The organism is Levilactobacillus andaensis (assembly GCF_016861695.1).
Taxonomy (GTDB): domain Bacteria; phylum Bacillota; class Bacilli; order Lactobacillales; family Lactobacillaceae; genus Levilactobacillus; species Levilactobacillus andaensis.
In genome coordinates, this window is sequence record NZ_BOLP01000015.1 from 1 (window position 1) to 26,029 (window position 26,029).

The following is a 26,029-nucleotide window of genomic DNA, read 5'->3' on the forward strand; positions in this document are numbered from 1 at the left end:
TCAAAAAAGAGGCCCAATTCGAAAATGAATTGAACCTCTCAAATTCCCCTCATCAACACCCGTTGACAAAGAGCCGTTATAAACAACAAAAAAGGCCCGAGAATTTTCATCACAGACCTGTCAGTTTTAAATTTAGAACCAGCCGTAGCCGAGCCAATGACTCTTAGCTCGTTGCCATGACCCATAACGATTGTGGGCATAGTTGTCAGCCGTTTTTTCTTGGTTCGACTTGCTGTAGTCACCGTGCAACATCGAAACGGTCAGTTGATACTTACCGTAATAGCGACCGTTACGTGCGCGGTAGTTGCCACCAGACTCTTTTCTGGCGATCCAAGCCTTGGCGCGCTTTTCTTTCTTAGTCAACGTGCAAACGTACTTCACGCTGGCATCTGCTGTCGTAGTGCTAATCACACCGGTGGCGCTAGGTAGAGCCATGGAAACAACCATGACGATAACCATAAAGAATGTCTTGAGCTTCAACGTGGTTCCCCCTAACGGATTTATTAAGAATATCATAACCTTTCCAGGTTACAGTCTAGTTGTCCGAATGTTACAGAACCGTGACAGCCCACCCCACTTCTTCCTGAATGGGGTCAAAAAGCGCTTTAAACCAGCAAAAAACGACGGTCCTCCGCAGAGGAAACACCGTCGTTTCATTATTATATTTTTTAGCTAACTTGCCAAACCGGTTAAACTAGTCGGTTTAGTACCAGCCGTTTGCTTGCCAGAAGGACTTAGCAGCGGCCCATGACCCGTAACGTGAGGTCACGTAGTTGTTGGCAACCTTTTCCTGATTAGCAGCTGAATAGTCCCCATTCAAAAGAGACTTGGTCAGTTGATACTTACCGTAGTAATTCCCGTTAGAGGCCGTGTAAGAGCCGCCAGATTCCTTGTTGGCAATCCATGACTTCGCTGAAGAAGTTGAGCTAGACGTCGCTGCTGACGTGGTAGCGCTCGTTGAGGTCCCAGTAGACGCAGAAGTGGATTGACCACTGTACGTGCTCATCCCGGTGCTCTTTTGGCTGCTGTAATTGTTCGTTGTCTGCGTTGAGCTAGTCGTTGCTGAGTTGTTCGTAGTAGCGGCAGTCGCCGTTGACGTGGTTGAATCTGGAATCGTCAATGATTCGCCGACATAGATTAAGTTAACATTCTTTAAGCTGTTGGCCTTTTCAATGGCCGAAACACTTGATTTGTATTGGTTAGCAATTTTAGCGACTGTGTCTCCCGACTTCACCGTTACCCGGACGTCGGCGTTAGCGGAAGTGGTGTTGGCAAAGAACCCAGCACCTAACACAGCGGCAGTACCTAACGTAGAAACTAAAACTTTTTTGATATTCATAAAAATGAACGTCCTCCTTTTGATTAGTGAAGCTTTTTTGTCTATCAATTACTTAACGAGACCTATCATAACCTGTGGACGTTACATCAGAGTTGTCAGGACGTTACACCCTGATTAAGAAAAACTGGCTTAAATGACAAACCGTAATGTGGTTAATAACACTGAAACATTTACCGCCTAATCTATTCACGACTGCGGGTAAAGAAGAGATTACTCGAATGATTTGGCTAAAATTGCCTTCTTTGGGGAGTGATTAATTTTTCAAAAGTTAGTGGGGACTTACCGATTTTATTGGGATTTGAGGATTTAGGCTTGTTTAGTAGGTGCTTTTGCGTGAAAATTTTTGTTCTTTTGAGTGGTAGAAACTAGGAGAATTTGCTAGATCAATGGCCTCACGCTGCGTGGTTCTTACTATATTGGTAGGTAAACTGGACCATCATGCTCGACCACTTTGCTTCCCTTGGGCTTGCTCTCGCCCTGAAATCCCGATACTGGCAACCGCCGAAACGTGCTCCACAGGGCAACTCCCTCCGCTTAACCCCAATAAGCACCGGGACTTTGTTCTTCAAAACTATTCTGACTCAAACCTTGGTCTTGCTCTCGCCTTTAGGTCCCGATACTGGCAACTTCTGAAACGAGTTCCGCAGGGCAGGTTCCTGCGCTTAACAAGAACAAATCTCCTGCTCGGCACAGCCGAACAGAAGAATTGTTCCCGTTAATGCTCAGAACCTAAGCGCCCCGCTCCACTCTCTATACAAAAAACGCCCCCAGACCTGCATCCGGAGGCGTTACTTGAATTTAAACGTAAATTGGCTTTACTAAACTAGTTTAGTACCAGCCGTTTGCTTGCCAGAAGGATTGTGCTGCTGACCATGAACCGTAACGGGAAGCTACGTATGCGTTAGCAACCTTTTCTTGGTTGGCGGCTGAGTAGTCACCATTCAAGTAGGAAGAGCTCAATTGGTACTTACCAACGTATTGGCCGTTGGTAGCAGAGTATGAACCGCCAGATTCCTTGTTGGCGATCCATGCCTTGGCACTGGCTTCAGAACCAGAAACGCCAGTAGAAGCAGTGGTGTTACTGCTGGTATAGTTAGAAGTCGTGTTGTAGTTAGTGTTGTTGCTGCTTTGACTAGTCGTTGACTGGCTAGCAGAGTTGCTGTAGTTTTGCTTAGCAACTGAAGCAGATGAAGAGCTGTACTGAGTAGCTTGGGTGCTGTTCGGCACGTTCAACGTTTGACCGACAAAGATTAAGCTAGCGTTGCTCAAGTTGTTAGACTTTTCGATAGCCTTAACGGATGAGTCGTACTTGTTAGCTAATGACCAAACAGAATCCCCCTGCTTGACCGTAACCTTAACATCGGCGTTTGCCGTTTCGTTCGTGGCGAAGAGACCGGCACCGACAACGGCAACCGTCCCAAGAGTCGTAACTAAAGCTTTTTTGATATTCATAGAAATGAATGTCCTCCTTTGTTTGCTTAACGGCTATTAGAATAACCGATGGGTATGTCATTCAGATTGATGTTAGGTTACGCCAGTATTAAGAAAAATATTACAGTATGACATTCCGTAATATTTGTTACGCTGTTGTCATATAAAACGCTTTTTTAGCCCCATTTTTACCCTTTTTAGCGAAAATGCGGGGTCAATTTCCGTGTGTTTTGCACCGAATATGCTGTAAAATTTGTCATATTTAATGAAAATTCGATGATAATTTGACCTTTTTGTGCCAAATTTACTGAAAACAACGTCAAAAAATCCGCCATCGCTCTCGATGACGGATCATTTTTAATCAATTTTAGGGATTAAATCAGCCTAAATTTCAACTCCTCTTGAGGTGGATTGTCCCCCGAATTCCCAAAATAGTCGCCTAGCTTCGTTCGGAAATTGGCGATTATCCAGTCAGGCTAAACGGGTTCCTAATTTCCGGTCAATCAAAACGTGTCTATACTATAGTAGAAACCCATTTGTTTTTACCCTCAATAATCGTCAAAACCATTGTCCAGGCTGAAATACAGCCTACTTTTGACTCGTTGGCCGGATAACCAGTTCGTTCATGCTGGTATTTTCTGGTAAGTTCACGGCAAATAAGATGGAATCCGCAACTTCTTCGGGGCTGATGGCGTTATCGGCCCAAGCATGTTCCAAACGATCCTTGGTGGCTGCGTCCGTGATGTGGTTGGTCAATTCGGTAGCGACCATCCCCGGTGAAACGACCGTGACCCGCACGTTACTGCCGGCAATGGCTTCTTCTTGACGTAAGCCTTCGCTAATCGCCCGGACCGCGTACTTCGTGGCGCTGTAGACGCTACTTGCTGGGTGCACGGCATGACCCGCAACGGAAGCCGTATTGATAAATTGACCGCTCTTCTGCGCCCGCATGATTGGTAAGGCCGCAGCGATCCCATACAAGACACCCTTGATGTTGACGTCGATCATTCGATCCCAGTCTTCAGTCCGGCCTTGGATCAATTCGGATTGGGGCATCAACCCAGCATTGCTCATCCACACGTCGATACGACCGTAAGTGTCCACAGCCTTTTGGGCTAAAGCCTTCACGCTGTCGCTAGACGTCACGTCAGTTACCGCATAAACGGCTTCGCCACCGGCCTGTTCAATAGCCGCAACAATTTCTTGTAGCCGTGATTCACGCCGCGCGCCTAAAACCAATTGGTTCCCGGCAGCAGCCAATTTCTTCGCCGTAGCTTCACCAATTCCACTGGAAGCACCCGTGATAACAACAACCTTTTTCGTCATTTTGAAATTTCCTCCAATTCAGTTCTGATACCTTCTATGATACCCCTTGATTCTTATTTGGCAACTTGTTTTCCATATAGGTAATATTTTCCGTTTACCCACAAAAAAGCGACCCCCCATCCCTGAGCGGTCGCTTCCGGTCAAACGTTATTTTTCAACGTTCTTCCCGTCGTATTCATCTAACATGATCTGCTTCAATTCTGAAACTAATGGTTCCTTGGGGTTAGCCGTCGTGCATTGATCTTCGAAGGCTAATTCGGCTAAGTGGTCAACGACCTTGTCGAAGTGGGCCTTGTCGACACCGTTGGCCTTCAAGCTCAACGTCACGTCAACGGAGTGAGCCAAGTCAATGATCTTCTTGACGAGAGCTTCCTTCAGCTCTTCCTTAGTCGTCCCTGGCAAACCGAGGTACCGCGCGATTTGGGCGTAGTCTTCATCGGCTCTGAAGGATTCGTACTTAGGCCACATGGACAGCTTCGTTGGTTCCTTGAAGTTGTACCGGATAACGTGTGGCAAGGTGATGGCAATGGCTAAACCATGAGGCAAGCCGAATTCCCCACCCAGTTTGTGGGCGATCGAGTGGTCGACCCCGAGGAAGGCGTTGGCAAATGCCATCCCGGCTAACGTCGAGGCGTTGTGCATCTCTTCGCGGGCAGTAATGTCGCCGTTGTAAGAGTTCGTCAGGTTGTCCATAACCAATTTAATCGCTTGTAACGACCATGGCCGCGTGTAATCGGAAGCCATGTTGGACACGTAGGATTCGATGGCATGGGTTAAAACGTCCAGGCCAGAGTAAGCAACCGTGCGCTTCGGAACCGTTTCGATAAATTGTGAGTCCACGATAGCCACATCAGGCGTCAAAGCGTAGTCGGCCAGTGGGTACTTCACGTGGGTCTTGGAATCCGTGATAACAGCGAATGGGGTAACTTCGGAACCAGTCCCAGACGTCGTTGGAATGGCAACGAATTGTGCCTTGTGTGGCTTGTTGAACTTGTAAGCCCGCTTCCGAATGTCCAAGAACTTCTGCTTGGCGCCAAAGAAGCTAGCTTCAGGATCTTCGTAGAATAACCACATGTTCTTGGCGGCGTCCATCGCAGAACCCCCACCTAAGGCCACAATGGTATCTGGCTTGAAGGTCCGCATCTGAGCGACACCCCGGTTGACCGTATCAGTCGTTGGGTCAGGCTCAACGTCGGAGAACAGGGAGTATTCGATCCCGTTTGGTTGACGCTTCAATTCGTTCAAGACCGTATCGATGTAGCCCAATTCAACCATGGCTGGATCGGTGACCAGGAAGACCCGCTTAACGCCAGGCATATCGTCTAAGTAACGGACAGATGTCTTTTCAAAGTAAACTCGAGGTAATTTAATCCACTGCATGTTATTTCGCCGCTTTGCAATCGTTTTGATGTTCAACAGGTCAAATGAGGAAACGTTGTGGGACACGGAGTTCTTACCCCATGAACCAGTTCCCAACGTCAATGATGGCACCATTTCGTTGTAGATGTTCCCAATCCCACCGATAGCGGAAGGGGTATTGACTAAGACCCGGCTGGCCTTCATCTTGATCCCAAATTCGGTTGCCAAGTCGTCGTTCATGGTGTGAATGCCGGCCGTATGACCCAGACCACCAAAGTGAAGCAGTTCATCACAAAGCTTGAACGCGTCTTCTTGGCTCTTAGCCTTGTAGACGGACAGAACTGGTGATAACTTTTCACGAGAGAGTGGGTACTTTGGCCCAACACCAGTGATTTCGGCAGCCAAGACCTTGGTCGTTTCTGGGACCTTGATGCCAGCTAAGTCAGCAATCTTTTGAGCGGACATCCCGGCGATTGGTCCCTTGACCCCGCCATTTGGCACGAACATAGCATCGGCTAAGGCCTTTTCGTCGCTCTTCTTAATAAAGAAGACGCCGCGGGCTTCCATTTCTTTCTTCACGTCAGCGTAGATTTCGTGGTCGATAACGGCACTGTTTTCTGAAGCGCAGACCATCCCGTTATCAAACGTCTTGGAAAGCACGATGTCGTAAACGGCCCGCTTGATGTTGGCCGTCTTTTCAATGTAAGCTGGACCGTTACCAGGACCAACACCCAAGGCTGGCTTCCCAGTTGAGTAAGCGGCCTTGACCATGCCAGGACCACCGGTAGCCAAGACACTGGCAACCATTGGGTGGTTCATCAACGCAGTCGTGGCTTCTAGGCTAGGCTTTTCGATCCATTGGATGACCCCTTCAGGCGCACCGGCAGCAATCGCAGCGTCGCGAACAACCTTAGCGGCCATCACGGATGACTTTTGTGCTTGTGGATGGAAGGCAAAGATGATTGGGTTCCGCGTCTTCACAGCGATCAAGGACTTGAACAGCGTGGTTGACGTTGGGTTCGTCACTGGGGTGACCCCGGCCAAGATACCCAGAGGTTCGGCTACCGTGATCAATTGACGTTCACGGTCATCTTTAATGATACCAACCGTTTTATCCTTCTTGATGGTGTGCCAAATTTCTTCGGTCGCAAACATGTTCTTGATGGCTTTATCTTCCATAACACCCCGACCAGTTTCTTCGAAAGCGGCCTTGGCTAATGCCATGTGTTGGTCCAAACCAGCAATGGCCATCTGGTGGACGATGTGATCAACTTTTTCTTGGTTAAAATCATCCATGGCGCAAAGGGCGTCGTGGGCTTTAGCCGTTAACCGGTCGATCATTTGGTCAACGGTTTCTGTCGTTTCTTTGGGAGTTGCTTTTGAATTTTCTTTCACGTTCTTTAACATTCTTATGCCTCCATTTTTTGAAAACACTCTTGTTAACTTCTTCACGAGTTTCATATTATCATATTTGAAAAAGTTTGCAAGCCGTAAATGTTAAAAACATCACAATTGGTTAGCTTGGTAGTTAAACTCAATAATAGCACAACTTACAGCCACCCTTGTTGTAAGCGCTAACACAAATTCAAAAACTTTTTAAAATTATTTTTCTAGTGTGAATACTATCACTAACGAACGCTTTCATTTTCATAATCCTCCTAAACTATTTTCAGGAAGTGAAATTTAGTTCACCGATTATCTCCCCACAAGTATTTTTTCAAAATTAAGCGCGAGATTATGCTAAAGTAAGGTATGGATTTCTCAAGCGACACTAAACCCTACATATCAACCTTACTTTGAGAGGAGTTGAGAACTGTGCAGACTTGGCAGTTCTGGCGGGAATCGACTCGCCACTTTTTCCAACACTGGGGGAGTTACGTCACCCTAGTCTTCGTCACCAACCTTGTCATCAGCTATCTCGCGGTCCCCGTCTTCACCTGGCTCACCGCCGAACTCATGGCTTGGCAACACGTGCCTTACGTGTCCTACACCAATATCGGTAGCATCATCGTGAGTCATCCCCTGGCCATCATCGGGCTACTCCTGATCCTGTTAGCCGTGATCACCCTGATCTACTGGCAATTCGCTTACCTCCTATTAGGAATCACGAATATCAAACGGGGCCGGCCGCAAACTTCCCGCGATGTTCTAGGCGACACCTTCCGTAGTATCGCCGGGGCCTCACCCAGTACGTTTCTCTTCTTTATTGGCTACTTTATTGTCATCATGCCATTTGGCAGCATCCTGTTCACCACGCCACTGCTCAACAAGGCGCGGATTCCCTCATTCATTGTCAGCTACCTAACGGATAATAACCTGTTCGCCGTATTGCTCGGGCTCTTCTACGTTGGCGCGGCCTACTTGGGGATTCGCTTGATTGCGGTACTTCCACTCATGATGATCGACCACCTGCATAGTCGCGAGGCGATTCGCTTGAGTTGGCAACGTACGCGCCGGCATTTCTGGCGCTACCTGAGTCGTATCTTGCTCACGCTGGTCATGGTCAGCATTGCGATTGCCGTCATCTATGCCGCCCTCTACCTCGGCCAAGTGCTTTTCGATAAGACGGGGATCGCATTGGCGGCCGCGACCGTCAACCTGTTTCTCATGGAAGTCATTACGGAATTTATCGTGTGCTACTCCACTGTCATCTTCATGATGATCATCCTGAGTAGCCACGATACCCATCGACTGGCGCCATCCATGCTCTTTAGCTTCCGTGAACCGGCGAAAACGCGCTTGCGGACCCGCATCCTGATCATCGGCGGGTTGACCGTCATCAGCGCCGCACTGGTTGGGTTCAACCTGGTCTTTCTAAATGGTCTCGCCATGAGCAAGCCGCTCACCATCGCCCACCGTGGTGTGGATAACGGCAATGGCGTTCAAAATACCATTCCCGCCATGATCAAGACCAGCAGGGAAAAGCCCGACTACGTTGAAATGGATATCCGCATGACCAAGGACCACCAATTTGTCGTGATGCACGATGCCACGCTGAAGACTCTGGCGAACCTGAAACGGAGCGTCTCCAAGATGACCCTAGCGCAATTGACCAAGGTCACCGTCACGGAGAACGGCTACCAGGCGAAGATTCCTAGCTTTAATCAGTACCTCAATACGGCCATTGCCCATCATCAAAAACTGCTGATTGAAATCAAGACTGGTGGGGCCGACACCAAGGACCTCCCCGAACGGTTCTACCGGCAGTTCGGCCAGCGAATCATCGACAACCACGAACAGGTCCACACCCTGAGCTATTCCATCATGAATCGGCTGAAAAAGGAGCACCCAAACTTGTTCGTCAGCTACATCTTGCCGTATAACCTGACGTTCCCGCACACCCGCGCTAACGCCTATACCATGGAGTCGACGACCCTCAACGATTCATTTATCAACCAAGCCGACCGCGAACACAAGAAGGTCTACGCTTGGGACATCGATGACATTACAACCATGGACCAAATGATGTTCATGGGGGTCAATGGCGTCATCACGAACAATCTGCACCTGATTCAACAGGAAATCAAGGACAACACGGATCATCCGAGCTATGCCAACTTACTGCTGACGTTTATGAATGATTTGTCGCTGGAGACTCAAACCCAATAAACATATGAAAACGACGACACAAATTTAATTGTGCCGCCGTTTTTTGGTGCTCTCTAAAATTTTCAATAACGTTATTTCTTTTCGATTTTTCGTAATGGCCGCTTGATCAAATGCAGCAGTTTCTCCGACTGTAGCCGGGCAACCACCGCGTCAACAGCCACCTGCATCAACTTTTCGTTTAAGTCCTTCGCCGCCGGTTGGACCTGTTCCTCGCCGAGATGGTGGAGGCGGTCCTCTAACTGACTGACAAAGTTGTCATAGGCCTGCTTCGGATAGTCGCCAGCCGTGATCTGGTCGATTCCCGAACGGACCGTATCCGTTTGGAACATGGGCTTGAGAAGGCTGATCATCAAAATATCCGTCAGCTGCATGGTCTGATATTTCTTCTTAACGGGTGCCAAAATGACGTTGTGTTTCACATAATTATTGATCATTGCCGGTGTAATCGTGTCGATTCCCAGCGGTCCCAGCACATCGTTGATCAGCGCCGTGACCTGGTCCATGTAGAGGTCAAACTTCGGTAAGTCGTCCCAACGTGGGAGTCTGACGCCATGCATCTGATGTTCCCAGCGGGTGTATTGATTAAAATCAGCCATGTTACTTCCCTACCCTTCCGTTTCTACCTCCGATTATAGCATAGAATCTAGTCTTAGTGACTAGCTAAGAAATAATTCTGGGAATTCACCTAGTGAAAAGACCAGTAACGGGTTAACGCCAACGAATTCGACTGAGGATTCGGTGCCCCAAGATGTCCTGCACCACGATAAAGACGGGCACGACGCTTGCCATCAGTGGTAGATATAACAACGCTAATTTCCAATTCAGCAGGTTGACCAAAGAGAAAATCGGACCAAAAAACAGGAAAATAACGGCAAACAGCCCCGCCATAACGGCCACCAACGCAATCTTAAAGCGGTTCAGTGGCCGCGCAACCATCAGCAACGCATTTAAACTGATCATCCCGGTCAGCAGAACGCTCAACGTCGATGTCGTTGCAAAGCTCAGGCTAAACTGCGTCCCCAACGCCATGATAACTAGGATGTAGCCGACTACGCAGACCGCGGCCGGCGCGGCGATCTCCATGACTTGTTGCATGAACCGCCCCGTAATACGGGCGTAGTTGGGCTGCAGGGCCAGGAAGAACGTGGGGATTCCGACCATTAGCGATGAGATGGGCGTCAGTTGAATTGGCTCGAACGGATAACTCCGCGTCATGAAGATAAAGATCAGCGTCAAAACGACCGAATACATCGTCTTGATCAGAAATAGGGACGCGACCCGCTCGATGTTATTGATGACCCGGCGCCCCTCATTAAGGACGTTAATCATCGCATCGAAGTTCGAGTCGACCAGCACGAAATCGGCCAGACTCTTGGTCGCCTCACTCCCGGACGCCATGGCAATGCTACAGTCGGCTTGGCGCAGGGCCAGCAGGTCGTTGACCCCGTCTCCGGTCATTGCCACCGTATGACCGGCGCGCTGATAGGCTTTAATGAGTTGTTCCTTCTGTTGGGGTGTGACCCGACCAAACACGTTATTCTCACTGACAAGGCGGTCGTAGTTCGGTTCAGCGCCCACCTGACTCATGTCGACCAACTGCTTGGCACCGGCGATTCCGGCACGCTCGGCAATGCTGGCGACCGTGACGGGGTTATCCCCGGAGATGACCTTCAACGCGACGTCCTGATTGGCAAAGAAACTAAACGTATCCTTGGCCCGCGGCCGCAACTCGTCGGTAATCAACAGCAGTCCGATTGCTCGCGGATTCGTCGGCCGTGGTGTCGTCAGCTCATCGACTTCGGCCAGGAGCAGTACCCGGTAACCTTGCGCTGCCAGCGTTTGGATTCGCTGTTTAACATCGGTTGGCACCGTATCAAAGATGAACTCCGGCGCGCCCATGACGTACGCATGCTGGTCAAAGGCCGCCCCGCTCCATTTACGACCAGAAGAAAATGGCAAAATGGTGTCGGCGACAACCGTTGGCGTGCCGAGCGCCGTCTGGACGGCCTGGGCCGTTTCGTTGTCATCACCCGTTGCAGCTACCAGTTCGGCCAGAATGGCATTGAGCTGGTCGGTCGACTGCTGGGCGAGCGGTTCAACGCGTTCCAATTGGAGGAGGCCGTTGGTGATAGTCCCCGTTTTATCTAGGCACAACACATCGACTCGAGCGAGCGCTTCAATGGCCGGCAGTTCCCGCACGAGGACGTGTCGCCGCCCTAAGGTAAATGCCCCCGCCGCCAGTGCCACAGATGTCAGCAGGACTAACCCCTCTGGAATCATCCCGACCATCGAGGCTACGGTCCCCAGAATCGCGCGGTTTTGGCTCTGACCGCGCATCATCGCCGAGATAAATAGTGCGGCACCTAGTGGAATGATGGCAAACGTGAGCACTTTAATAATTCGATTGATAATCGTCAGCAGTTGACTGGCCGTCCGGCGTTTCTGCTTGGCTGAGTGCGCCAACTGTTTGACGAAACTCCCGCTCCCAACCGCCGTTGTCTGTACAACGGCGCGGCCGCCGAGAATGACGCTCCCGGAGACCAGCTCGTCACCGGTCTGCTTGATGATGGGCGTTGACTCCCCGGTAATCTGGGATTCATCGACCTCCATCCCCTGCGTATCGCGAATCAGGCCGTCCACGGGCAACTGGTCACCCCGGCCAATTTCCAGCAGGTCATCCATGACGATGGCGTCTTGATGGTGCGGCTCGACCTGGCCCTCACGGAGCACGTTAATGTTGGCTTCCGAGAGTAAGGCCAGTTTGTCGACTTGGCGTTTGGACCGAATTTCCTGAAAAATACCGATTCCCGTGTTGACCACGACGACGCCCAAAAAGAGTAAGTTTTTGTAGCTTCCAGTGAACAAGACCAGTCCACCCAGAAGTAAGTTGATCAAGTTAAATAGGGTTAATAAATTATCCCGAAATATTTGTTTGACACTTCGAGTCAGCGGCGGTAACGGGTCATTCTGTTGGCCCGCAGCGATTCGTTCTTTGACCTCAGCGGCCGTCAATCCGCTAGTAATCGGTGGTAAATAACGGTCTGCCATCACACCAGCCTCCTTTACCGTTTCGTTACCCCCATTGTACTAGATATTTTGGTAGCGCTCCCTTAATCCGTTCAGATTTTCTTTATCCTTAAGCGAATCGCTACCGATTTAACGGTCACCGCTGAAACGGCTATACTAAAATGAGGAAGACTGTAGAAACCAGCTCACGTCCGCATCGTGGAGGTGCGTTGATTTTCACAATCTGCCAGCCGAAAGTCTGTCGATCTCGACTGATAAATCGGCCAAACTAATCCATGGGAGGAATCATCATGAATCACAAATCATCAGCTGTTATTCTATTTATCCTCTATTTAGTTCTGCTTGGGTGTATGTTAGCCCACCAAGATATGCTCGCCATGTGGCTCATGACGTTTGGCATGTTGATCGAAGCTTCTGTTAACCTCTACGACCAATTCAAACGCCGGTAGAAAGCGTTGTCATTTTAGCGGATTTAGCCTAAACTAGACTTATTATGCTGACGACATTTGCCGTCAAGGAGGAACACACGATGACACCCACCAAGATTACGGATACGATTGAACTCGCCGACGGCAACCGCATGCCCGTTATGGGTTTCGGCACCTATTTAATCGGCGACCAAGACACCATGAACACCACCATTGACGCCGCTTGGAACGCTGGCTACCGGATGTTCGACACGGCCATGATGTACCGCAACGAAGACATTCTCGGACCAACCCTGCATCAACTCGGCTTACCCCGCGAAGGCCTCTTTTTGACCAGTAAGGTGGCCGAAGTGGTCCAGGGCTATGACCGGACGATGAAGGCCGTTGAAGGCTCGCTGAAACGGCTCCAGACGGACTATTTGGACCTCTTATTGGTTCATTGGCCAGTCCATGAATACTTCTTCGACACCTGGCGCGCCATGGAACAACTGAAGGCCGATGGCAAGGTGAAGTCGATTGGCGTGTCCAATTACACCATGGCTCACCTAGAGTTACTCGCCACGCAGGCCAAGGAGATGCCGGTCGTTAACCAAGTCGAATACCACCCCTACTTGAACCAGCAGGCGCTACTCGACTTCGACCGCGACCAAAAAATCGTCACGGAAGCCTGGAGTCCTCTAGGTCGGCGTGTCGTTTTGGACAACCCGATGCTGGCTAAGATTGCTAAGCACCAAGGCAAAACGGTTGCCCAAGTCATCTTACGTTGGGAGCTCCAGCACGGTTTGTTACCAATTCCGAAGTCGACTCACGTGGAACGGATTCAGGAGAACGCCGATATTTTTGACTTCTCCTTAGCCGAAGACGAAATGACCATGATCGACCTGTTGAATAAGAATGAGCGGACTGGGAACGAACCGGAAATCGTTTATGAGACTGGGAAACAGTACTAGTTGTCAATAAAAAGCCATGTGAGCATCTCAAATTGGATGCTCACATGGCTTTTTTGTGTTTACTGTGTTTTAAATATTGCCAATAACTCTATCGAAACCTAAGCCATCATTGACTATCTTCGCCACTCTCATAAAATCAACGGCGTTAGCTTTCTCAACAAACTGGATTGCATGATCTTTAGCAATAAAATCAATCGTTCGAAATTGAATTGCATTTATTTGACCTTTAATCTGATTAGCATGAAGATCAACATATCCAGCCTGTGTCCGTATTTTACTCGTGATTGGGCATACAGTGACATAACCGGTTCTTTGATTAAATACCGTAGAACTAATTACAATTGCAGGTCGACGCTTCTGAATTTCACGGCCAACGGATGGATCAAACGTTACAAAGATTAAATCACCTTGGTGTGGTGTATAGCCATGAAAATCATAAGTAAACATTAGATATCCTCCCGCCCAATACGACTTCCCAACAAATCATCATTTTCTGGACGCAAATCATCTTTCTTAATTAGCCTAGATGTAAATATATTGGGCTCCTTTGGCGTGAAGATCAGACTACCATCAGCCTCTTTCATAACCATATAGTCCGTCCCCTCTTTTACATCAAGTTTAGCTGGAATGCTTAATACTAAAGCATTTCCTTGTTTTCTAGCCTTCATATTAAGTTCCTCCCTAATAAGTAATTACATAGTAACACCTATAAATGACAAAAGCCATTACCAGCTCTCAACACCAAAAAATACACAGAAACGCCCACCCAAGAACACATCTCGGGTGGGCGTTTCGTTACCTATTAAGGTTAGTCAATGCTGATTTCATGGTTATCGTCAACTTTGGTTTGTTTTGGCAAGGTCAGCGTTAAAACCCCGGCGTCATACTTTGCCTGAACGTTCTTCAAATCAATGTCTGGGAGATAGAAGGAACGCGCAACGTTTTGGCTGCTCCGCTCTTGACGGAGGACCCGGCCATCGTCGTCCTTAGCAGATTGGTTGACCTCAGCCTTACCAGAAATACGTAACGTGTCATCGCGGTAGTCGACGTGAATGTCGTCCTTCTTAAAGCCCGGCAATTCGGCCGTGACCACGTAGTCTTTGTCGTGTTCGACCACGTCCGTCTTCATACTGCTATCGCCACTAAACATATCGTGACCCAAGTTACCCACTTCATTGAAGAAATTCATTGGATCAAATAAATCAAAGTTCCGGTTCATAACATCATTAGCCATAATTCATAACCCCTTTCTGCTTGATTACATTATCTATAATAGTCAGCGTTGGTCAGAAATGCAAGCAATTAGCACTCACTATTTCAGAGTGCTAATTCGTGGATATAAACGCTATCATTACAGCATTTATATCTAGATGTGTACAATCAGTATCGAATATAAATTGAGTTTTTACATTAAAGGTCAAATAAAATCAAAATATATCAAACGCGTAAAGGTTGTGTTCAGCCTTTGTAAAGATGAACATTTGTTCGATTTTCTATGGTAAACTTCTACTTGTCATTATTCAGTCACTAAAAATAGCCACTGCAGACTATCTCCACAGTGACCAAATTACGCTTAATGTTTACGTTCCAAGCCGTCCCGTTCCACCTTATATAATCCGGTGCGGACGTGCTGATGGAAGACCTTCCGCACCATGACCGTAAAGGTATGATGGTACTCAGGAATCACGACGTACTGATAACGGAGAACATTTTTCTTGAAGTCTGACTTCGACTCCATAAAGTTCTCCTGACCGACCGCTTTGTCCGTGAAGTAATAGTAATTAGCCAAGTAACCCGCATAATAACTATCCACATCTCCCGGGTGCGGATCAACAATCAGAATTTTCGTATGGCTTAGCTTCGTCCACGGCTTCGACGTCTTATCCAGCTGAATGGGTAGCGTCCCTCGATTATAAATGTTGGTATACTTCGTCCCGTTGATTTCCGAGTACATCATGATAATCGCAAAGAAAATCATCAGGAAGGTTCCCAATTGATAAGCATTTTTCGTCACAATTGACTTAAAAGCCCGCAGATCACGTTTGCTAAAGTCCTGCTCGTAAAAGGTTCGATCCAGCGCGCGCACAAGGACCATTGCCCCAATAAAGAGGTTCAGGATCACCGTACTACTCATGTACCGTTCGAAACCATCCAGCACGATTGCTTCCGCATACGGCATAGACAAGATATACATACCAAACAGACTACCGTAATAGAGGATAAAGACAAAGTCCAGTAAAATCAGCATCCCCAGTAACTGGTTACGCTGGTGATTGCGATGACGAATAATAAACCAGGCAACAAACAGAATAACATTGATTAAAATGATTCCCTGCGTCGATAGCGAGTTAAGACTCAGAATCTGATGTATAAACTTCTCACCGATCTTAACAATGTGCGAGGTTCCTTCACCTGATAACTGGTGGGAATAGGCCTGTGCGCTGATTTCATGCTTAGACTCCGTAAAGGTCGTTTTGACATGCCGCTCCCACCAAAGGAACGGTGCCAAAGCCGCCACCAAGGTCACTATAAAGCGAGCAGAGATACTGAACAGCTTCCAGTACCAGTGTCCTTGAGCATTCGTAATCAATTCATATAAGAAATAAACGGCCAAAACAGCCACGAAAAATGCCGCCGAATTCTTAACTAGCAAAAGGCTCGCACTGAAGATCGCCACGTGAGCACTAAGATGCCACGGTTGTTTTCGATAGACATAGATACCGACTAACCCGGCCACCGTAATGATTGGCAACACATAATCAACCAGTAAATTGTTCAACCGAATATTGATGTTAAAGACGTAGGAGACCGCGATAGTCAGGCACAAGATAAATGACGTCAGTCCCCGGGTCCGGTCCCGTAAAACATTGAAAACCGCATAGGAAGCCGCCCAGATCAAGCCAAACTGGGCAACCAGCATGGCCCCTTCACTATATCCCGTCCACGTCACCATCTGAGTAATCCACAGCGCCGTTGCCGGTGGGTACGACGTAAACGAAATAATCGCGTCGTGCGCACCGGGAAGCCGTCCCGTAAACGTTAGAAACTTGACGATAACCGCCCAATGGGAAAAATTATCGTAGTGCACCAACGGACTATGGTACAGCTCATACGCCATAACTAGTCCCAGACTGACCATCCAGAAATCAAAGCTATGAACCCCTTCAAACTTTAAAGCACCCTTGCCATAGTGACCCAGTATCAGTCGAATGACTAATAGCAACACACCAAATAGGGTTACTAGTCGGAGCCCTAAATGCAGTAGTCCTAGCATCGCAAAAACATAATCCAGGAGAATCTGCACTAAGATACTCGTAATCCACGCGAGGTAGGGGCTAACCCCTAGTCGGCGAATACTGCCGTTATACCCCATCAACGATAAAATAATTAGTAGTAGTCCTAACCAGGACAAGCTGGCACCTCTCTCCTAGCGACTGTGCTTCTAGTGTAGTCGCTGCAAATAATGCTTATGGACCTTGAACAGCCCTGTCTTGATCTTTTGGTGATAAACCCGTTTCGTCAGTTTCGTAAATGTCCGGTGATATTCCGGAATAACCACGTATTGATAGCTTTGGACGGTCTGCTTAAAGACAGCTGGCGTGACCATAAAGTTTTCTTGCCCCACTGCCTTGTCCGTAAAATAGTAATACCGTGCCGCATACCCGGCATAGTAATCGGCAACATCGCCGGCATGCGGATCGACAACCAAAATCTTTTTATGATTTAAATGCGTCCATGGCTTCGAGTCCTGCTGCAGTTGCAAGGGCAACGTATTATGGTTCATTTCATTGGTAAACTTGGTCCCAGTGATTTCCGAATACATCATGGTAATCGCGAAAAAGCCAACGATCAACGTCCCAATCTGATAGGCATTCTTGGTCACAATTGTCGCAAACGACCGTGAATCTCGCTTTTGAAAGTTCTGCTCGTACATGGCGCCATCCATGGCTCGTACCAGGAACATCGCCCCAATGTAGAGGTTTAGAATCACCGTACTCCCCATGTAACGCTCAAATCCATCCAACAAAATGGCTTCAGCGTAAGGCATGGACAGAATGTACATGCCAAACAGGCTCCCATAGTACAGTAAGAAAATAACATCGAGCATGATAGCAACCCAGAAAAGATTATTTTTCTGCCGACTGCCAAAGTGAATCATGACCCAGGCCCCGATTAGAATCACGTTGATCAGTAAAATCCCCTGCGTCGATAATGATCCTAGGTTCAGAATCTGACTAAGGAATTTGTGAAAAATCTTCATAATCGTCTTAGCACTTTCACCCGACAACTGGCTCGCATAGGCCTGCGAACTAATTTCATGCTTGGAGACGGTAAAAGTCGTCTTCACGTGCCAGTTCCAAACGAGAAACGGCACTGCCGCCAGTCCTAACGTCAATGCAGCCTGAATCGGTATCCGGAGCGTTGCCACGTACCAGTGTTCCCGATTATTCTGAATCAAGGTGACCAAGAAGTAGACGCCGATAACCACTACGAAGAATGTTGCCGAGTTTTTGACCAGCAATAACACCGCTACAAAGAGTGCCACGTGCCCGCTCAGTACCCACGGATGTTTGCGATAAGCCCAGATACCGGCAATCGCAGCCACTGCCAAAATTGGCAATACATAATCCACTAGGAGGTTGTTCAAGCGAATAGCGATGTTAAAAACAAACGAAATGGCAATCGTCAGACAGAGCAGCATTCCCATGAGTGCTCGCGACCGGTCTCGCAACACAGCAAAGACCGAATAGGCCGCGGCCCAGATCAACGCGAACTGTGCGAGTAACATCGCTCCTTCACTGAAGCCAGTCCAATGTAGAACCTGGGTGATGTACAAGGCAGTTGCTGGTGGGTAGGAGGTAAAGGAAATTAGTTTATCCGCGGCTCCTGGTAATCGGCCACTGAAAAACATGAATTTGACCATGACGGCCCAGTGAGAAAAGTTGTCGTAATGGACTAAGGGACTGTGATAAAGCACCTGACCCATGGCCAATCCTAGCGCAACCATCCAGAAATCAAACAAGTGAATTCCTTCGAATTGTAGTTGGGCTTTACGCCAAAAACTCAAAATGGTCCATAACCCAAACAGCGCAATACCGACATAGGTGACCCACTGAATGCCTGTGTTTAGGACCCCCACCATGGCGCAACCATATAACACCAAAATCTGAAACAGCATGGCTGTGATCCAGGAGAGGTAGGGACTAACCCCTAATCGGCGAAAGGTTCCCCCATAGCCGACCAATCCCAACACGTATAGTCCTAATCCCAGCCAAGACACGGTTGGCCACCCACTCTCTTCTCAAATTTAGAACCGGTTGAATCGCCGGCCAAAGTTACGTTCGAACGCTTGCGCCCGGACGATGAAGTTCATATAGAGCTCATCAAATGGGGTGATCCAAGTGTCCTGAACCCGCGGCAAGGTCTGGTTCGCCCCGTCGTAGATCAGTTGCAGATAATAATCCCGGTTTCGATCTGGCTCAACGGAAACCATGGCACTGTAGATGGCTTGTTTGCCGCGATGACTGATCCGCGCAATCTTACCATGCAAGATGATTTTTTCGTGACGATACTCGAGTTGCAAGTCAGTCTTGTCGCCTTCCTTAAGCTCAATTCCGCTATCTTCTGGCATGGTGAAGGCAATCCCACCTTCGGAAACATCTTCCGTGGTAAATGGATGCCACGTCTTGTCACGACGGACTTGACCAGGGATCTGCCGCGTAAACCGTTCGTTTTTCCGGTAGACCCGGCGCCCCATAGCAATAAATAAACACATGCTCAAATTGATAAAGTGCATTAACAGCCAGAATGTGATGACACTTCCAACCAGGATTTCCGAACCGTACTTCCCATAGTTGAATTTAATAATGGAAATCAAGGTAATCCCCCAAAGGAAAAGGTACGGGAGCATGTACAATCGGTCCTTAAAAGAAATCGTCACGTTCTTTGACGTCACCTTAAACTTCTTAGCTTTAATCCCCAGCGTTTCTAGTAAGACTGGAATAAAGAGGTACGGTGCAAAGAAGGTTTCTTGCACTTCACCCCAACGTTCATTCCGAATCTTCCCGTTCGTTTCATGCATGCCTGAGGTATCTCCCATCACATAATGTAAGAGAAAGTACCCTGGCGCCCACACAACCATTAGGACCCAGAAATTGGCATTAACCACTTGGATCTTAAAGAGCGCGTAGAGAATTGGCGCGGTAATGTACACCATCCGCCGGAAGAACGCCCACCAGTAAAAGTAGGTGTTGATCAAAATTAGCCGGTTGATCCAAGAAAGTTTGGGGTTCGTAAAGATATGCAGGTTCCGACAGCTTTGAATAACCCCTCGTGCCCACCGGGTCCGCTGCTTAATGACCCCTTTTAAGTCAATTGGTGTAATTCCACTAGATTCAGGCACTTTCGTGGCTAGGCTAATATAGCCTTCCATGTTCAACATGGTTCCCAGCTCAAAGTCCTCGGTAATGGTATCGGTGGGAAAGCCCCCGACCTCATCGACGGCCTTCCGTAAGAAGACCGCGTTAGACCCCGTAAATAAGGCCCGCTTATTGCCTCCATTGAGGACATTAACGTCGCGGGAGAAGAAGTCTTGTTCGTTAGGAATCACTTTTTCAGAGAACAAATTGAATTGAAAAATGTCCGCGTTGTAAAAGCTTTGTGGGGTCTGCACGAAACCCAATGGCTCTGTATTGTCCGGATCTTCCTCTAATTCCCGGAAATTTTTCTGAAACAACGGAACAGTGGCATTTAAGAAGCCAGAAAAAGGAATCATATCCGTATCAAAAATCACAAATAAAGGGGAATCCAATTTATCCATCGTGCTGTTGATATTACCTGATTTTGCTTGTTTGTTATCGACCACGCCAGAGTAAGTCACGTGATAATGCTCAGCCAAAGCCTTAACCTCTGGCCGATTCCCGTCATCCGAGATTACGACGTGTACCTTGCTCTTATCTGGATAATCAATAAACGTGGCAGCATTCACCGTCTTACGCAGGAGTTCGACATCTTCATTATGCGTCACAATAATCAAATCCACATCGGGCACCGTTTGCTCCGGATCGTAGTCTGGAATGGTAATGTCTTGCTTCTTCCGGGTGGCTAACATCCGGAAAAAAATCAGAATGAACCCGGTAAAGTTCGATAAAATTTCGCTAATAACCAGAAGCAACGCAAAAATTAGCGTAAAAATATTAGCATGCCACGGGATGGTGAAGAACACCCGCCACAATAAATAAATCACCGATAAAACGATGGCTAAAATGTAAACTGCTCGACGCTTATTAGACATGCTGTCCCTCTTTGAAAATCAAATTCTTTTGAATGTAGTAACTGATCAGGAATAAACAGAAGTCCCCTAACATTTTCGCCACTGTTGGGGCCCAGTGTGCTGAACCGAATGGTAGTAAAACGGTTAATGCGTGCGTCAGATAACCGGACGCGACCGTCTGAACGGCCAGCAACGCCCCATACTTTAACAGTGTCTGCTCGCCAGCATTGCCGAACACCATATGGCGATTCAACAGATAATTGACGATTGCCGACAACAATCGGGCAATCACCGTGGCCACCATGATGGTCCGTAAAGAATGATTGCCAATCAGGCTCATTAGCAAAGTGAACAAACCAATGTCCACTAAAAACGACATCAAGCCACTCGCTGAAAACTTCAGGAACCGTGAGTAAATGGCAACCGAATCCCGAATCACCCGAAAATGAGACGACGAATTACCATCGAGATAAATCGTCGGAATCGGCCGTTCGCTAATGGTCACGTGATACTTCTTGGCTTCAAGTAACATATCAAATTCAAATTCAAATCGTTCACCGGGAAAACTAACTAACTGGTGAACGTAGCTCATTGGAATAACCCGTAAGCCCGTCTGCGTATCGCTGATTGTTTGGTGCGTAATCAGCCGGACCAGTCCATCCGTCAACAGGTTACCAAACCGGCTCCGAAACGGAATGTCCTCCGTAAACTTACGGGCACCAATAACCAAATCTCCGGGCCGTTGTTCGGCTAACGCTAAACATTTTTCCAGAGCGCCTACCGTATGCTGACCATCGGAATCCATGGTCGCAATCCCCGTTACCGGCGTGGCTTGATCGAGATAAAATTGAAAGCCAGTCTTTAAGGCTGCGCCCTTCCCCCGATTATGGTCATGGTGTAACACATGTAATCGTGGGTCGCGCATGCTTTCAATCTGTTTAAAAATGAGTTGATGCGCTGCGCTACTCCCATCATCAACTATGAGAATCGTTGAAATTGGCCCGTTGCTAACCAGTAACTGGCGCAACAGGTCGATTAATTTTTGATCCGGATTAAGTGCCGGAATGAGTACACCAAAGGTTTGCATATCTATTTCCCCTGAAAGCCGAGGCGCCATATAAACACTCAACCTCGTTAATTAATTCTAAATAAAAATAGAATTGTTTTTCATATATAAGTCTACATACATGTTATAACAAAATATTAAAAGCGCCTAACGTTTCTAGACACTCTCGGCAGACTGGGTAGGTAAGTAATCCTCTATAATTAATACCGAATCATCGGTTAATTAGCTAGTTTTAACCTCGTTATTGGGGACAACGGTTTCATGCACAAACGATGCTTGGTCCCGTGTTGTTACTTCATCCACACTCCTAATCTTGACCCCTCGTCCCAAAACATAATTACCGCTATATTATCTGTGGTGTTTATCATTGACTGGGGTACTATTATCCATTACCCGTTGAAACCAAAAAGTGAGCCCGAGATATTATCTCCGACTCACTCTTATTTCCAAGTAACGAATTAATAGGTTGTTTGTTGAACGTCGTTGTTCACGATTTTTTCGTCTAGAGCGTCAGCCAGGTCGTGCAAAGCTTCGTCTCTAGTCTTGATGACATCCATGTTGAAGATAACGGAATCGATATCCCCACCAGCAAAGTCAAATTGTTCGAAGTAAACGTACGGGTCATGGTCATCGTCGTCGTTTAAGAAATGCTTAGTTACAGCATCAGATAGCGCGGTTGCCCAGGCTAAATCTGCCATCTTTGGTAGGTCTTTTTTCGTCACATACCCCGGATCCAGAATCAACTTCGCTGCCTTTTCCACATCTTCTGCTGGAATATCAACGGTTGCTGTTGCTGCTTTTTCCTTTGGTGTATCTGCCATAATCAAAATCTCCTTTGATGTTACTAAAATCAAGTCTAGTCCTTTTTGGTCAAAACGTTAAGCAATCCATTCTTTCTATGACTTTTTTCGTCTGTTCGGTTGCTAAGCGAACTTAGAAAGGGTAGAATTTGCTACAATTCACCCCCTGTGAAAAGGCGGTGAGACGCGCTATAATAAAGAGATAGAACGATATGAAATGAGGAATGATGTGTGGATAGCGGTCAGATAGTTGTGAATCTAATTATTATTTTAATTACCTTCTTTTTTGCAGCTTTCTTTGTTGCCTGCGAGTTTGCTTTAGTTCAGACGCGTCCAAGTGCCTTGGAAGAAAAGATTGCGGCATTGGACAAGCCATCGACTAAGCTTAATCGGGCCATGAAAATGGTCACCAATTTAAATGAATATTTATCAACGACACAAGTGGGGGTTTCCCTCGCCGGAATTATCTTAGGGTGGATCGGGGAAACGTTCTTCGTTGACCTGTTACTTGGCGGAATCGCGCCTGCCCACCTGAACACGGCCACGGCACACACGCTCAGTGTGATTGTCGGGGTACTGTTGTTAACTTATTTAGAAGTTGTCTTTACCGAAATCGTGCCCAAGAACATCTCCATCGACATGCCAATGAAGGTGTTGATGCTCATCGTCACGCCACTACACTATTGTCACGTTTTGTTCTACCCGTTCGTCTGGTTGCTCAACACCAGCGCCTCCGGAGTCGTCAAAATGATGGGCCTGAAGGTTGCCAACGAAAGCGACGAAGTCTTCTCCCAAGCTGAAATCCTAAACCTTTCACGGAGTGCCGTGGAGGGTGGCGAGCTGGAAAAGAACGACTTGGTCTACATGCAACGGGCCTTCGAGTTAAACGACAAGGTCGCCAAGGATATCATGATCGACCGGACCCAACTGATTGTCATCGACATCACGTCCAACGTCAAAGAAGCGTTGACCGTTTACTTGCAGGAACGTTTCAGTCGTCTGCCCGTGGTTGCCGATAATGACAAGGATAAGATCCTCGGTTACGTTTACAACTACGACCTGATTCGCCAACAGCAAGTCGACTCCCACGTCCGCGTGGACAAGTTGATTCGTGACATCTCGACGACGCCAGAAACGACGCCGATTACCCAAGTCTTACAACAAATGATTAAGAAACGGACGCCTATTGTGGTCGTCGTCGACGAATACGGTGGAACTTCCGGGATCATTACCGACAAGGATATTTACGAAGAGTTGTTCGGAACTGTCCGGGATGAAATTGATGATGCCAATGACCAATACATCTTCAAGCAACCTAGTGGCACGTTCCAGGTCAACGGGAAGATGACGACTTATGATTTCGAACGGTACTTCAACGTTGATATCAAAGAGTTTGAATCAACCGAAACCGTCACGATGGCCGGTTACATCATCGATAATTATCCTGAGGTGAAGGTCAACGATGTGATTCATTTGGAAAACTTCGACCTGAAGATTCTCGATTACGAAAACTCGTTCATCAACTGGTTGGAAGTCACGGTCAATCCGCCACAAAAGCAGATTGAGTTCCATGACGCCAACGACAAGGATGACAAAGATAACTGAAGATAAACGAATGGGTCTGGGACAAAAGTCTCAGACCCTTTTTGCGCTCCGAACGTATATTGCGGAAACGTGCGCCAAAAGGCAGTCAACTCCGCTTAACCCCGATAGACAAACAATCCAAAACCGGGATTATTCGTCTATCGACGTTAATGCTCATTGACTAACCGCCTTCTGTCCCACTCTCTTTTTGGTAAAAAAAGACGCAACGTTTAGCGTTCACGCCGCGTCTCTAAGTTTTACTTCGTTACTTTCTTTGCGCCGAACAAGCCCTTGAACACGTAGTAAATCCCACCAACGACTAAAGCTAGTGAAACCCACCAGAAAACGCTAGTCAACCGAACCGGCATGATATCCCACATCATCAACAATAGGATCAACACACCGCTCCAGAAATCAACGGATTTATAAAAATGGCTATTAAACGTCATGCTTTTTACGCTCCTTGTCAGCCGTTGACTGATTGTTGGTCAACCCACGAAACAGCTCGTAGATGCCAACCATCAGTAGTGCAACGGAAAATATCCAATAAAAGAAATCGGTCGCAATCGGTAATAATCCCCCAAAACCAACAATCAACGCTACCAAGCCCGCCCAAAAATCGCCGGCACGATAAAAATATCGGTTAATGTGCATCTAACCTGTCCTCCTACCCCTGTGTGAATCGGTGGCCCCGCACCACCCTTGCTCATTATATGACTAATTTTGGCCGAACAACAACCCGTGCCGAATTAATTTTCAGCCTGACTATTGCAGGGCCAACTCAACTTAGCATTGACACTTTACTGAAAGCAACCGCATAATAATCCTGGTTGGTCATTTTCAGAAAGAAGGGTGCCCAATGGATATGGGACAATTAACCAGCCAGATTACGCTAATGTTTATTTTGATGGCTATCGGCTTACTCATCAACAAGCTCGGCTTCATGCACGGTCAGACCGCCACCGACCTCACGAACATCTTACTTTACGTGGTGTCACCTTGCCTGATCATTAATGCCTTTGAACAACGTTTCTCCGCGAGTCGCCTCCAGGCCTTGGCCTGGGTCATGCTCGGTATTTTTATCACCTATGGCATCATGGTCATCGTCACCAATCTCGTTTTCAAGCGGGTCGCTGACGTCAATTTACAACGCATCGCCCGTTTTGGCTCCGTCTACTCCAACGCCGGATTCATGGGCGTTCCCCTTGCCAGCGCCCTCTTCGGTAGCACCGGCGTTTTCTTCGCGGTCGCTTCACTAGCGGGCTTCAACATTTTCTGTTGGACACACGGCATCGCCCTATTCACACCGCACCAAGCGAACGACCACCACATTAACTGGCGGCAGATTCTCCTAAATCCCAACATCATTGCCATCGCCGTCGGGCTACTTATCTTCGTCAGCGGTATTCACCTGCCCAGCCTGCTCAATCAGACCATCACCTACGTCAGCTCGATCAACACGCCGTTGTCCATGATTGTCATCGGGAACAGCCTGGCCGCGGTTAAATTAAATCGCCACACGCTCGACCCCAGACTGTGGCAGCCGCTTCTACTCCGCAACCTACTCTTTCCCATCGTCATGCTCTTAATTCTAAGACTATTCGGTGTTCAAGGCGTCCCGCTCTACACGACAGTACTGATGGGTGCCTGTCCGGTTGCGGGCAACGTGGTGCTCTTTACCTTGCAAGCTCATGGCGATACAAGTCCAGCCGTTACACTAATGAGCCTGTCAACGATTCTTTGTCTGGTCACAATCCCGTTGATTTTTACTTTGAGCAATCTAATCTGAACACGGGTTAGGTCTCAGATTAGAACGAAAAAGAGCCTATCTGCGCCT

22 protein-coding genes are annotated in these 26,029 nt (G+C 47.8%); 5 read left to right on the plus strand and 17 right to left on the minus strand.

All coding sequences use genetic code 11. The features are described from left to right. Window positions 1-132 precede the first annotated feature (132 nt). The 5 genes from JUF10_RS10690 to adhE form a co-directional block, all read right to left on the minus strand. A complete protein-coding gene (locus tag JUF10_RS10690) occupies window positions 133-480 on the minus strand; it encodes an aggregation-promoting factor C-terminal-like domain-containing protein (protein ID WP_203642156.1) in 348 nt (115 codons plus the stop codon). Window positions 481-703: 223 nt separating this feature from the next. Next, on the minus strand, window positions 704-1,339 hold the full coding sequence (apf, locus tag JUF10_RS10695) for an aggregation-promoting factor (protein ID WP_203642157.1): 636 nt from the start codon (window positions 1,337-1,339) through the stop codon (window positions 704-706). An 828-nt stretch (window positions 1,340-2,167) separates the two neighbouring features. Then, window positions 2,168-2,791: an aggregation-promoting factor gene (gene apf / locus JUF10_RS10700; protein ID WP_203642158.1), complete on the minus strand. Its 624-nt coding sequence runs from the start codon at window positions 2,789-2,791 to the stop codon at window positions 2,168-2,170. A gap of 567 nt (window positions 2,792-3,358) precedes the next feature. Continuing rightward, complete coding sequence (locus tag JUF10_RS10705; protein ID WP_203642159.1) at window positions 3,359-4,096, minus strand: SDR family oxidoreductase; 738 nt, start codon at window positions 4,094-4,096, stop codon at window positions 3,359-3,361. Between the two features lie 147 nt (window positions 4,097-4,243). Continuing rightward, a complete protein-coding gene (adhE, locus tag JUF10_RS10710; RefSeq protein WP_203642160.1) occupies window positions 4,244-6,862 on the minus strand; it encodes a bifunctional acetaldehyde-CoA/alcohol dehydrogenase in 2,619 nt (872 codons plus the stop codon). Window positions 6,863-7,270: 408 nt separating this feature from the next. Between adhE and JUF10_RS10715 the strand changes: the two genes are divergently transcribed. Continuing rightward, the gene (locus JUF10_RS10715) at window positions 7,271-9,064 is read left to right on the plus strand and encodes a glycerophosphoryl diester phosphodiesterase membrane domain-containing protein (RefSeq protein ID WP_203642161.1); all 1,794 of its coding nucleotides are present in this window, start codon (window positions 7,271-7,273) and stop codon (window positions 9,062-9,064) included. A 71-nt stretch (window positions 9,065-9,135) separates the two neighbouring features. On the opposite strand, the gene JUF10_RS10720 is transcribed toward JUF10_RS10715, so the two are convergent. Together JUF10_RS10720 and JUF10_RS10725 are read right to left on the minus strand one after the other, a co-directional pair. Continuing rightward, window positions 9,136-9,660, minus strand: coding sequence for a DUF1836 domain-containing protein (locus JUF10_RS10720; protein WP_203642162.1), 525 nt, complete (start codon window positions 9,658-9,660; stop codon window positions 9,136-9,138). A 112-nt stretch (window positions 9,661-9,772) separates the two neighbouring features. Continuing rightward, window positions 9,773-12,112 (minus strand): cation-translocating P-type ATPase, encoded by a 2,340-nt coding sequence (locus JUF10_RS10725; protein ID WP_203642163.1) that lies wholly within the window; start codon window positions 12,110-12,112, stop codon window positions 9,773-9,775. Between the two features lie 269 nt (window positions 12,113-12,381). Here JUF10_RS10725 and JUF10_RS10730 point away from each other — a divergent pair, with 269 nt between their 5' ends. Next, complete coding sequence (locus JUF10_RS10730) at window positions 12,382-12,540, plus strand: hypothetical protein (protein ID WP_203642164.1); 159 nt, start codon at window positions 12,382-12,384, stop codon at window positions 12,538-12,540. 80 nt (window positions 12,541-12,620) lie between these two features. Then, window positions 12,621-13,469, plus strand: coding sequence for an aldo/keto reductase (locus JUF10_RS10735; protein ID WP_203642165.1), 849 nt, complete (start codon window positions 12,621-12,623; stop codon window positions 13,467-13,469). A gap of 69 nt (window positions 13,470-13,538) precedes the next feature. Here JUF10_RS10735 and JUF10_RS10740 read toward each other — a convergent pair whose 3' ends face one another. The 8 genes from JUF10_RS10740 to JUF10_RS10775 all read right to left on the minus strand — a co-directional run bounded on the left by JUF10_RS10740 (window position 13,539) and on the right by JUF10_RS10775 (window position 22,629). Then, a complete protein-coding gene (locus JUF10_RS10740; RefSeq protein WP_203642166.1) occupies window positions 13,539-13,916 on the minus strand; it encodes a type II toxin-antitoxin system PemK/MazF family toxin in 378 nt (125 codons plus the stop codon). After that, window positions 13,916-14,137 (minus strand): type II toxin-antitoxin system PemI/MazE family antitoxin, encoded by a 222-nt coding sequence (gene mazE / locus JUF10_RS10745; RefSeq protein ID WP_203642167.1) that lies wholly within the window; start codon window positions 14,135-14,137, stop codon window positions 13,916-13,918. Before mazE ends, JUF10_RS10740 begins: the two co-directional genes overlap by 1 nt. Before the next feature lie 140 nt (window positions 14,138-14,277). Then, the gene (locus JUF10_RS10750) at window positions 14,278-14,703 is read right to left on the minus strand and encodes an Hsp20/alpha crystallin family protein (RefSeq protein WP_203642168.1); all 426 of its coding nucleotides are present in this window, start codon (window positions 14,701-14,703) and stop codon (window positions 14,278-14,280) included. 339 nt (window positions 14,704-15,042) lie between these two features. Further along, window positions 15,043-16,881: an ABC transporter permease gene (locus JUF10_RS10755; RefSeq protein WP_203642169.1), complete on the minus strand. Its 1,839-nt coding sequence runs from the start codon at window positions 16,879-16,881 to the stop codon at window positions 15,043-15,045. Between the two features lie 30 nt (window positions 16,882-16,911). Beyond that, window positions 16,912-18,750, minus strand: a complete 1,839-nt coding sequence (locus JUF10_RS10760) for an ABC transporter permease (protein WP_203642170.1) — start codon at window positions 18,748-18,750, stop codon at window positions 16,912-16,914. 27 nt (window positions 18,751-18,777) lie between these two features. After that, on the minus strand, window positions 18,778-20,763 hold the full coding sequence (locus tag JUF10_RS10765) for a glycosyltransferase family 2 protein (protein WP_203642171.1): 1,986 nt from the start codon (window positions 20,761-20,763) through the stop codon (window positions 18,778-18,780). Continuing rightward, window positions 20,756-21,829, minus strand: coding sequence for a bifunctional glycosyltransferase family 2/GtrA family protein (locus tag JUF10_RS10770; protein ID WP_203642172.1), 1,074 nt, complete (start codon window positions 21,827-21,829; stop codon window positions 20,756-20,758). The genes JUF10_RS10765 and JUF10_RS10770 overlap by 8 nt, the downstream gene beginning before the upstream one ends. 437 nt (window positions 21,830-22,266) lie before the next feature. After that, window positions 22,267-22,629: a hypothetical protein gene (locus JUF10_RS10775; RefSeq protein ID WP_203642173.1), complete on the minus strand. Its 363-nt coding sequence runs from the start codon at window positions 22,627-22,629 to the stop codon at window positions 22,267-22,269. A 210-nt stretch (window positions 22,630-22,839) separates the two neighbouring features. On the opposite strand from JUF10_RS10775, the gene JUF10_RS10780 reads away from it, so the two are divergent. Beyond that, complete coding sequence (locus JUF10_RS10780; protein WP_203642174.1) at window positions 22,840-24,213, plus strand: hemolysin family protein; 1,374 nt, start codon at window positions 22,840-22,842, stop codon at window positions 24,211-24,213. A gap of 236 nt (window positions 24,214-24,449) precedes the next feature. On the opposite strand, the gene JUF10_RS10785 is transcribed toward JUF10_RS10780, so the two are convergent. Both JUF10_RS10785 and JUF10_RS10790 read right to left on the minus strand, forming a co-directional pair. Further along, on the minus strand, window positions 24,450-24,641 hold the full coding sequence (locus tag JUF10_RS10785) for a hypothetical protein (RefSeq protein WP_203642175.1): 192 nt from the start codon (window positions 24,639-24,641) through the stop codon (window positions 24,450-24,452). Then, window positions 24,631-24,846, minus strand: coding sequence for a hypothetical protein (locus tag JUF10_RS10790; protein WP_203642176.1), 216 nt, complete (start codon window positions 24,844-24,846; stop codon window positions 24,631-24,633). Before JUF10_RS10790 ends, JUF10_RS10785 begins: the two co-directional genes overlap by 11 nt. A 205-nt stretch (window positions 24,847-25,051) precedes the next feature. On the opposite strand from JUF10_RS10790, the gene JUF10_RS10795 reads away from it, so the two are divergent. Beyond that, a complete protein-coding gene (locus JUF10_RS10795; RefSeq protein WP_203642177.1) occupies window positions 25,052-25,981 on the plus strand; it encodes an AEC family transporter in 930 nt (309 codons plus the stop codon). Window positions 25,982-26,029: the final 48 nt, after the last annotated feature.

Excerpts from the sequence above, each read along its gene's own strand:
- apf (WP_203642157.1), bottom strand. The coding sequence starts at position 1,339 with ATGAATATCAAAAAAGTTTTAGTTTCTACGTTAGGTACTGCCGCTGTG.
- apf (WP_203642158.1), bottom strand. The coding sequence starts at position 2,791 with ATGAATATCAAAAAAGCTTTAGTTACGACTCTTGGGACGGTTGCCGTT.
- JUF10_RS10705 (WP_203642159.1), bottom strand. The coding sequence starts at position 4,096 with ATGACGAAAAAGGTTGTTGTTATCACGGGTGCTTCCAGTGGAATTGGT.
- adhE (WP_203642160.1), bottom strand. The coding sequence starts at position 6,862 with ATGTTAAAGAACGTGAAAGAAAATTCAAAAGCAACTCCCAAAGAAACG.
- JUF10_RS10720 (WP_203642162.1), bottom strand. The coding sequence starts at position 9,660 with ATGGCTGATTTTAATCAATACACCCGCTGGGAACATCAGATGCATGGC.
- JUF10_RS10725 (WP_203642163.1), bottom strand. The coding sequence starts at position 12,112 with ATGGCAGACCGTTATTTACCACCGATTACTAGCGGATTGACGGCCGCT.
- JUF10_RS10730 (WP_203642164.1), top strand. The coding sequence starts at position 12,382 with ATGAATCACAAATCATCAGCTGTTATTCTATTTATCCTCTATTTAGTT.
- JUF10_RS10735 (WP_203642165.1), top strand. The coding sequence starts at position 12,621 with ATGACACCCACCAAGATTACGGATACGATTGAACTCGCCGACGGCAAC.
- JUF10_RS10740 (WP_203642166.1), bottom strand. The coding sequence starts at position 13,916 with ATGTTTACTTATGATTTTCATGGCTATACACCACACCAAGGTGATTTA.
- mazE (WP_203642167.1), bottom strand. The coding sequence starts at position 14,137 with ATGAAGGCTAGAAAACAAGGAAATGCTTTAGTATTAAGCATTCCAGCT.
- JUF10_RS10750 (WP_203642168.1), bottom strand. The coding sequence starts at position 14,703 with ATGGCTAATGATGTTATGAACCGGAACTTTGATTTATTTGATCCAATG.
- JUF10_RS10765 (WP_203642171.1), bottom strand. The coding sequence starts at position 20,763 with ATGTCTAATAAGCGTCGAGCAGTTTACATTTTAGCCATCGTTTTATCG.
- JUF10_RS10770 (WP_203642172.1), bottom strand. The coding sequence starts at position 21,829 with ATGCAAACCTTTGGTGTACTCATTCCGGCACTTAATCCGGATCAAAAA.
- JUF10_RS10775 (WP_203642173.1), bottom strand. The coding sequence starts at position 22,629 with ATGGCAGATACACCAAAGGAAAAAGCAGCAACAGCAACCGTTGATATT.
- JUF10_RS10785 (WP_203642175.1), bottom strand. The coding sequence starts at position 24,641 with ATGACGTTTAATAGCCATTTTTATAAATCCGTTGATTTCTGGAGCGGT.
- JUF10_RS10790 (WP_203642176.1), bottom strand. The coding sequence starts at position 24,846 with ATGCACATTAACCGATATTTTTATCGTGCCGGCGATTTTTGGGCGGGC.
- JUF10_RS10795 (WP_203642177.1), top strand. The coding sequence starts at position 25,052 with ATGGATATGGGACAATTAACCAGCCAGATTACGCTAATGTTTATTTTG.